The organism is Vreelandella aquamarina (assembly GCF_900110265.1).
GTDB lineage: Bacteria > Pseudomonadota > Gammaproteobacteria > Pseudomonadales > Halomonadaceae > Vreelandella > Vreelandella aquamarina.
This window is the reverse complement of record NZ_FODB01000084.1, coordinates 1-8,448: the sequence shown is the minus strand read 5'-3', so window position 1 is coordinate 8,448 and position 8,448 is coordinate 1. Positions and strand designations below refer to the sequence as shown.

Annotated in this window: 10 protein-coding genes; 9 read left to right on the top strand and 1 reads right to left on the bottom strand. The window is 56.8% G+C overall.

Annotated features, from left to right (window positions below; all coding sequences use genetic code 11):
• Positions 1–291: 291 nt before the first annotated feature.
• Positions 292–1,833: a methyl-accepting chemotaxis protein gene (locus tag BMY49_RS16265; RefSeq protein ID WP_089676059.1), complete on the bottom strand. Its 1,542-nt coding sequence runs from the start codon at positions 1,831–1,833 to the stop codon at positions 292–294.
• A gap of 203 nt (positions 1,834–2,036) precedes the next feature.
• Between BMY49_RS16265 and BMY49_RS16260 the strand changes: the two genes are divergently transcribed.
• The 9 genes from BMY49_RS16260 to BMY49_RS16220 all read left to right on the top strand — a co-directional run.
• Entirely contained in the window at positions 2,037–2,903 is an 867-nt protein-coding gene (locus tag BMY49_RS16260) for an MBL fold metallo-hydrolase (protein ID WP_089676058.1), read from the top strand.
• A gap of 47 nt (positions 2,904–2,950) precedes the next feature.
• Positions 2,951–3,142 (top strand): YgaP family membrane protein, encoded by a 192-nt coding sequence (locus BMY49_RS16255; RefSeq protein WP_044630671.1) that lies wholly within the window; start codon positions 2,951–2,953, stop codon positions 3,140–3,142.
• Positions 3,143–3,175: 33 nt separating this feature from the next.
• Positions 3,176–3,637, top strand: coding sequence for a YeeE/YedE family protein (locus tag BMY49_RS16250; RefSeq protein WP_054641300.1), 462 nt, complete (start codon positions 3,176–3,178; stop codon positions 3,635–3,637).
• On the top strand, positions 3,634–4,056 hold the full coding sequence (locus BMY49_RS16245) for a DUF6691 family protein (protein WP_074210361.1): 423 nt from the start codon (positions 3,634–3,636) through the stop codon (positions 4,054–4,056). The genes BMY49_RS16250 and BMY49_RS16245 overlap by 4 nt, the downstream gene beginning before the upstream one ends.
• 141 nt (positions 4,057–4,197) lie before the next feature.
• Entirely contained in the window at positions 4,198–4,905 is a 708-nt protein-coding gene (locus BMY49_RS16240) for a response regulator (protein ID WP_062361710.1), read from the top strand.
• Positions 4,902–6,215 (top strand): ATP-binding protein, encoded by a 1,314-nt coding sequence (locus BMY49_RS16235; protein ID WP_062361714.1) that lies wholly within the window; start codon positions 4,902–4,904, stop codon positions 6,213–6,215. Before BMY49_RS16240 ends, BMY49_RS16235 begins: the two co-directional genes overlap by 4 nt.
• 37 nt (positions 6,216–6,252) lie before the next feature.
• On the top strand, positions 6,253–6,915 hold the full coding sequence (locus BMY49_RS16230) for a c-type cytochrome (RefSeq protein WP_208596220.1): 663 nt from the start codon (positions 6,253–6,255) through the stop codon (positions 6,913–6,915).
• The gene (locus tag BMY49_RS16225; RefSeq protein ID WP_089676056.1) at positions 6,912–7,934 is read left to right on the top strand and encodes a c-type cytochrome; all 1,023 of its coding nucleotides are present in this window, start codon (positions 6,912–6,914) and stop codon (positions 7,932–7,934) included. Before BMY49_RS16230 ends, BMY49_RS16225 begins: the two co-directional genes overlap by 4 nt.
• Positions 7,935–8,170: 236 nt before the next feature.
• The coding region (locus tag BMY49_RS16220) for a transposase (protein ID WP_208596208.1) at positions 8,171–8,448 on the top strand (278 nt) is incomplete at its 3' end.

Below are 8,448 nucleotides of genomic sequence, written 5' to 3'. Positions count from 1 at the left end.
GGATATCGGGCGCATGACGGTGCTCAAGACGCTGCGGAGCCGACTGCGTTATCCACGAGGAACGCCATGCTGACCGTCAATCGGCGACACTCTATCCACAAGCAGTTCCAAGCGACACGCGATCGCCAGATATGTCGTGCCTGGCGGGTGGAAAGGCATGACAAAACGGGCCGTCAGCACCGATCAGCACGGTGGGTTTTGGCAATAACGGGCTTGCGAAAGCCAACTTGCACGGGGCGAATGATCAAAAAGTGCTCGCTGGCGGTGATAGGGAAAGTGTCGGCGCCGGCTTCACGGATTCAGGTTAAAGTTAGTCACCAAGTGGCGAAGCTGGGTGCTCAGCTGTGCTAGCTGCTGGGTAGCATGGTTACTCTGCTGTACCAGCCCCGCGTTTTGCTGAGTCATTTGATCCATCTGCGTCACGGCCTGATTGACCTGCTCGATACCGCTGCTCTGCTCAATGGTGGCTGCCGAGATTTCCTGTACCAGCGTACTGAGCTGCTGAATATCGGCGACCACACCGGTAATCATCTCACCCGTGTTTTTGACTTGTCGGCTGCCTTCGACCACCTGCGCATCCGCGTTTTCGATCAACCCTTTGATCTCTTGGGCGGCGGACGCCGAGCGGCTTGCCAGCTGGCGCACTTCGTTGGCGACGACGGCAAATCCACGGCCTTGCTCCCCGGCACGGGCAGCTTCCACCGAGGCATTTAGCGCCAGAATATTGGTCTGGAAAGCGATGGCATCAATGGTGTTCACGATGCTGCTCATTTGGGTAGCGCTTTCGTTGATAGTAGCCATCGTAGTAATCACCGATGCCATGGCATCGCTACCACGTTGGGCGCTCTCAGCAGTTTTAGTGGCTAGTGTGCGGGCGTGATCGGCATGCTCGGCATTCTGTTTTACTGTCGCCGTCAGTTGCTCCATGCTGGAAGCTGTTTCGGCAAGCGATGCTGCCTGCTCTTCAGTGCGGGTAGAGAGCTCTTCGTTCACGCCCACAATTTGCTCTACCCCGTTATTCACTTGGTCGGCACCGTGGTGTATGTCGCTAATGGTGTCGGCTAGGGTCTCGCGCATGCGGTTAATATCATAAAGCAAACTTTGCTGATCGTTAGTTGAAAGGGACGCGACTTGGGTCAAATCCCCATCGGCGATATGGCGCACCACGGAGGCCGCATAGCGTGGGTCGCCACCTAATCGACGAGCAACATCACGAATAACCCAGCCCATCAACAGAGTCACCGGTATACCAATCACTAACAAAACAATCGCTGAGCGGATTAGCCCGGAGATAAAGGCAGCGTTGATGTCATCCACGTAAACTCCCGCCGCCAACGACCATCCCCATTCCGGTAGATGCGCGACATAGCTAACCTTCGGCACTTGGCCGTCACCGGTAATACGGCGTGAGAAGTAGTCCACATGACCGCCCCCAGCCTGAGCAACGTTAAGAAACGCAGCGTATAAACGTGTACCGCTAGCGTCTTGATAGCTGCTCATATCTTCGCCTCGGGGGCGATTGGGGTGAGACACAATGTCGAGATTATTATCAAAAGCAAAGACATATTCGCCGTCGCCAAAGCGTACGCTGGCAATATTATCAATGGCCCGCTGCTGTGCTTCCGCTTCTGTCAGTTCACCAAGCTCAGCACGTTTTTGTAAGGCCTCAAGCTGCCCATGAACGCTTTTTACAATGTGCTCAATACTGGCGCGACGCTCGTTTTCAAGCGTTTGGCGGTTTTCCCACGCCAACCAGCCTACTAATAGCAGCATCGCTATCCAAATGATGCCAAGTGTGCCCCAAAGCTTCTGCGTCGTTGTCAAACGTTTCATGATGTCCTTGTTAAAAAATTCCAATTAGTAATTAAACCCTGATCTCTATCGGCCAGAATTTTTTATACCTTAGGCTAATTAATAAAAAATGTCTGATCTATGATACCCTTTGAATTCCAAAATGATATAAACATATAATTTTTGTTGCGCTACACTCGCTGTATAGATCCACTGTTAGCAGTCCATCCTCAGGAGGCTCCAGAATGCAGCGCCCTATCGTTACCCACTTCTTTGATGAACCAACCAATACGTTCAGCTATGTGGTGCAAGACCCCGATAGCAGCGCGTGCGCCATTATCGACTCTGTTCTGGACTTTGATTACGCGGCAGGGCGCACTGATATTCGTTCAGCTAATCAAATTATAGCGTTTGTCCGTGAAAAACGGCTGGAAGTGGCTTGGGTATTGGAAACCCATGTCCACGCTGACCACCTCTCCGCAGCACCGTATCTGCATGATCAGTTAGGAGGCAAAACGGGCATTGGTGCTCATATCGTCGAGGTGCAGGAGATTTTTGGTAAAGCGTTTAATGCAGGCACCGAGTTTGCCCGAGATGGAAGCCAGTTTGATGCGTTATTCAATGAAGGCGATACTTTCACGATTGGCTCGTTAGAGGGGCGTGTACTGCATACACCTGGCCACACTCCCGCCTGCTTAACCTACGTTATCGGTGATGCCGCCTTTGTGGGCGATACCCTGTTTATGCCAGATTACGGCACCGCGCGCTGCGATTTTCCTGGCGGCGATGCTCGCACGCTCTACCACTCTATTCAGAAAGTACTGTCTTTGCCCGAGCAAACGCGGCTATTTCTATGCCACGACTATAAAGCCCCAGGGCGCGAGTTATTTCAGCACGAAACTTCCGTTGCTGAGCAGCGCAAAACGAACGTGCACGTCCATGACGGCATTAGTGAGGAAGAGTTTGTCAAAATGCGTACCGAACGGGATGCCACGCTGGGAATGCCGCGCCTGATTATTCCTTCGGTACAGGTCAATATGCGGGCCGGCGAGCTGCCGCCCGCCGAAGATAACGGCCAGGTATACCTAAAAGTACCAATTAACTGGTTTTAAGCGGCGGTGGGTTTACTTAACGACACATAAATGGGTAGGAAACAGCGATGAAAACGAACGTAGGCGGCATCGACAAAATAGCGCGGATTGCTGTGGGGTTACTGTTAATCGTGCTGACCTTGATGGGCACGATTGGTGTATGGGGGTGGATAGGGGTCGCGCCGTTGGCAACGGGGCTATTCAATTTCTGCCCGGTGTATTCGCTCATGGGTATATCCACCTGTAAAACCAAGCGTTAGGCAACGAGCGTTGGGTAACATAAGGAGCTAGATGTGGACTGGATAGCGAGCCTGCACGGGCTAGTGGGCGGTGTGCTGATTGGACTTTCAGCAGTGTGGCTGATGGGCGCACTAGGCCGCATTGCCGGTATCAGCGGCATCATTGGCGGTTTAATTACTCAGCGTCCCAAGGGGGATAGTGCTTGGCGGGTGGCGTTTTTAGCGGGGCTAATTAGCGGCCCGCTGCTGGTGATGGCAGTGGGCGGCGGGCTGGGTAACGTGGCGGGCGTTCCCGGTGCCGTGATTGGTGAGCCAGCGGGTGGCGTACCGCTAATGCTGTTAGCAGGCCTGCTGGTGGGGGTAGGCACTGGGCTTGGGAGTGGTTGCACCAGCGGCCACGGCGTCTGCGGCTTGGCGCGCTTGGCACCCCGCTCCATGGCAGCCACGGCTATGTTTTTGGTCACGGCGATAGCCACGGTTTATGTGGTGCGGCATGTCATTGGGGGTGGGGTATGAGTACACCAGCTGTAAAAACAGCGGCGGGTTACATCGCAGGCCTTCTGTTTGGTTTGGGGCTAGCGATCTCTGGGATGACAGACCCCGCGCGGGTGCTGGGTTTTTTGGATATTGCCGGTGCCTGGGATCCCACGTTGATGTTTGTACTCGGGGCCGCCGTAGGCACCACCTTTGTGGGCTACCGGTTAGTCTTCGCCCGCGGTACGCCACTGTTTAGCACCAAATTCCAACTGCCGACCAAGCAAGAGCTAGATGCCAAACTGTTAGGCGGAGCGGCGCTGTTTGGGGTGGGCTGGGGGCTTTCCGGTTACTGCCCTGGGCCTGCCATTGCCTCCATTGGTGGGCTAACGCTGCCGCTTCTTGCACTGCTGGCGGCGATGGTGCTGGGCTGGTTTATTGCCCAGCGTATCGCTCGCTAAGTGAGCAACTCCGTTCACGATGACGCCCTTACTTTCCCTGGTAAGGGCGCTTTTTTTGATCTGGTGCAAGGGTTTTGCCAAAGGGCTTAACGTTCGGTTAATGCGCGTTTGTCATGCTGCTTCCATCACAAGGAAACCGCTATGCACGTCCTACTCATAGAAGATGATCCACTGGTGGCCTCGGGTATTCGTTCTGGACTGATGATGTACCACTTCGTGGTGGAGCACGTTACCTCGGTGCAGGCTGCGCGTCAGGCGATGCAAAGTGTCGCCAGCGACGTGGTGATTCTTGATCGTGGACTACCCGATGGCGATGGCTTGGCGCTGCTGCAATCCTGGCGCGATGAGGGCGTGACGACACCTGTGCTCATGCTGACTGCCAGGGATGCCGTGCGCGACAGAGTGGATGGGCTGCAAAGCGGGGCCGATGATTATCTAGTGAAGCCCTTTGATTTAGATGAGCTGGTGGCAAGGCTACATGCGCTACTGCGGCGCGTAGCCGGGCGCAGCCAAGGGCTGACCGTGCATGGTGCGCTGACACTAGACCCCAGCGCTCGGGAGGTGCGGGTAGCGGGCGAACTGATAGCGCTCTCCCGCCGTGAGTTGGTGCTGTTAGAGGCTTTTTTACACGCCCCGCGCAGCGTGCTCTCGGCGGACCAGCTCAAAGATAGCCTCTATGGGCTAAGCGATGACGTAGAGAGTAATGCGCTCAATGTCCATATTCACCATCTGCGCCGCAAATTGGGCAGTGGGATTATCGAGACCGTGCGCGGCCTGGGCTACCGCTTGGGCAAGCCAGAAGCCGTGCTTGCGCCGGGGCCGGGGCAAACGCCTAAGGGGCAACGATGAGTCTACGCGCCCGCCTGCTACTCACGCTTGGGCTGACGTTGGCGCTGCTATGGGGCGTTGCGGCTGCTTGGCTGCTCAACGATTTGCAGAAAACCTTTGTCGCCACCCTTGACCAGCGTTTGGCTCAGTCCGCGCGCATGGTGGCCGGGCTGGTGCATCAATTGCCGGAGGAGGTGTGGGAACAGAGCATGATGACGACGCTTGCCATTCCACCCATCGAGGGGCTGGCCTGCCAGGTGCACTCGCCACGCGGAGAGGTGATTGCTCGCACCCACGCCAACATGGATAGCGTGCTAGCGCCAGGGCAGCGCGGTCACACCTACCGCCAGGAAGGCGATACCACTTGGCGCGTCTTTACCTACGAGCGCGGCGGCCTGGTCATTACCACGGCGGATCGAATGGATGAGCGCACGATGCTGCTAAACGGGGTAGTTCGGGTAGCCGTCGTGCCGTTTGTGGTGGCGTTAACCGGCAGCCTGATTGCGCTATGGGTGGGTATATGGCGCGGGCTGGCACCGCTGTCACGGTTGCGTGAGTCGTTAGCCAGCCGCCACCCAGAAGCGCTGGCACCGGTGGCTACCTACGGCGTGCCGAAAGAGATTAAGCCCCTTATCGATACGCTCAACAGCCTCTTAATACGCGTGCAGCAAACCCTGGTGCGGGAGCAGCGTTTTACCAATGACGCCGCCCATGAGCTGCGTACTCCTCTCACCGCTATTAAGACGCACCTACAGGTTGCCCAACGTGCTGAAGGCCCGGCTGCTCAAGAAGCCCTTAAGTATGCCGAAGCAGGCGTCGTGCGCTTGGCCCACACCTTAGGCCAACTGCTCACGCTGGCCCGTGTGGAAGGCCGCATGCGCTTTGATGATGGTGAGCCAAGCGAAGTAGCCCAAGTTGTTGAGCTAGCTGTTGCTGATAGCGCCGCTGCTCAGGGGCAGTGCCAGTGGCCTGAAGTGCTGCCTCAAGTGTATTTGGCCATGCCCAGAGAGCTGGCGATTACGGCGCTGCGTAACCTAGTGGATAACGCATTGCATCACGGGCCACGCGGAGCGCCCATCACCCTGATGGCAGAACAAACGCATAGCGACATTACCTTCACCGTGCATGACCAAGGCCCCGGGGTGGATGAAGAGACACTGGCCCAACTTACACAACGTTTTTGGCGGGCCAGTAAGCAGCAGGGCAGTGGTCTGGGGTTGGCCATCGTTGCAGCGATTGCCGAGCGTTTTGGTGGCGACGTGCGTTTTGAGAACGCAAAAGCAGGGGGCTTCTATGCGCATCTCACGATTCCCACGGTGTCACCGCTATAAAGCAATTCCATAACAACCGACGCGATCAGGGGGAGTAATGAAAACATCAATGTGGGGCAGGCTTAGCCTGCTGATGGGCGCTTGCTTGATGGCGAGTGGCAGCATAGCTCAAGAGGGAGATGCCGAGCGGGGTGAAGCGGCATCGGCGACATGTGTGGCCTGTCACCAAGCCAACGGAGGAGGCATGAACATTCCCGGAGGCGAATCCTGGCCGCGCTTGGCAGGCTTAAATTCCAACTACATCGCTAAGCAGCTGCACGATTTTAAAGCCGGGGACCGTCAGAACGCGACGATGGTGACGTTCGCCAATATGCTCGACGATCAGCAAATTGCCGACGTGGCGGCGTATTACAGCCAGCTACCCGCGACGCCAGGCCAAGGCGGCGACAATGCCGATGAAGCGCTGCTGGCGCGCGGTCAGCAACTAGCGGAACGCGGCGACTGGAACGCCTATATCGTTTCCTGCCAGAGCTGTCATGGCCCGGGCGGCCAGGGTGTGGGAGAGACATTCCCAGGCATCGCGGGGCAACATGCGGGCTATATCAGTGCACAGCTAAACGCTTGGAAGAGTGATACACGCAGCAACGACCCTCAAAACCTAATGGGGGCGATTGCCAAGCGTATGAGTGAAGAGGATATTCAGGCGGTCTCCGCGTGGTACGCCACCCAGCCCGCCGCTGAAGGGGAGGCCACACAATGAGTAACTACCATCGTTATATAGTGATCGCGCTATCCAGCAGCGCGCTTGCAGTGGGCACCGGTTTGAGCCTCTACGCAGCGAATGCGTTTGCCCAGCAGGAGGAGCGGGCCGATGCCGCGCTGAATCAGCTAGTACACGAACCGCCCACCATGGAAGACTTGGAAGACTCGGATCTCCATCCAGAGCTTAAAAAAGTCATCCGCTACGGTTATGACCTATTTACCAATACCCAGCAGCTAAGAGGCGAGTACGTTTTTAACGATATGAACTGCTCAAGCTGCCATCTAGGAGAGGGTCGCGTACCGTTTAGCGCGCCGGTATGGCCAGCTGCCATCACCTTGCCCGATTTTCGCGGCAAAAATCAGCATGTGAACAACCTGGAAGAGCGCATTGCAGGCTGTTTTGCCTACTCCATGAACGGCACACCGCCCGAGTACGGCAGCGACGAAATGCTGGCGCTTAGCGCCTACCACCAGTGGCTCGCCACCGGTGCGCCGATGTACCCCGATAAACCGATCTATGGCCGTGGTTTCCCAGCGCCTGAACAGCCTGAAACACCCAGCTATGCCAGAGGCGAGGCGGCGTACCAGGAAAACTGCGCCATTTGCCACCAAGAAGATGGCTCTGGGCACTATGAAAACGGCGAATATGTTTTCCCCGCCCCTTGGGGCGATGGCTCTAACAACTGGGGGGCCGGTATTGCACGGGTAGAAACCATGGCTGGGTTTATCTATCAAAACATGCCGCTGGGCCAGCCGCGCTCGTTAACCGGCCAGCAGGCGTGGGATATTGCCTACTACATCAATAGCCAAGAGCGCCCCCAAGACCCGCGCTACACCGGCGATGTTGCAGAAACCGCCGAGCGATTCGGCCCCACATTCCACAACCGCTCGCTCTACGGCCAAACCCGCGAGCATGACGGCCATGTGCTAGGCGACCACGCTAATTTTGGCGAGAAAGGTGACATCCAACCCTGGAACGTTGGCATGCCACGGTTCGAAAATCTCTCTGAGGAGTAAGCTTGAACGCATTTGCAGGAGAAAGCGTCAGGAGTGTTGTGGGAGGGAGCTTCAGCTCGCGACGGTTAGGGCACCAGTGCTGCGGCAGGCTAAGGGCGGCTGACGCCGCCGTCGCCCAATAAATTGGCCTCCCACTGTTGAGTTTGCCGCTGTTCGATCAGTGATCTTATCCCGCCTTATTCATGAGACCGGCCTGAAAACGAAGATAGCGGATGGTATCCTCTTGAAAATTCAGTGTGTTCCGCCAAGAACCTGATCCAAGGGAGCCATCCGCTATGGGTGAAAGCCTATCCACCTGGACGCCCTCGTGCAACGGCTCTGTCCGTGTCGAGCTGAGCGGCCACCGCACCACCAGCGACAGCGGCGCTTTGTTGCTGCGCGAAGCCCTCGACAGTAGCGGCGTGATCGAGGCGCTCGGCGACAACCTGGTCGATGCGCGTCATCCGCTGCGCATTCGCCACTCGCTGACCAGCCAGATACGCACTCTGGTGCTGCAGCGGGCGATGGGCTGGAT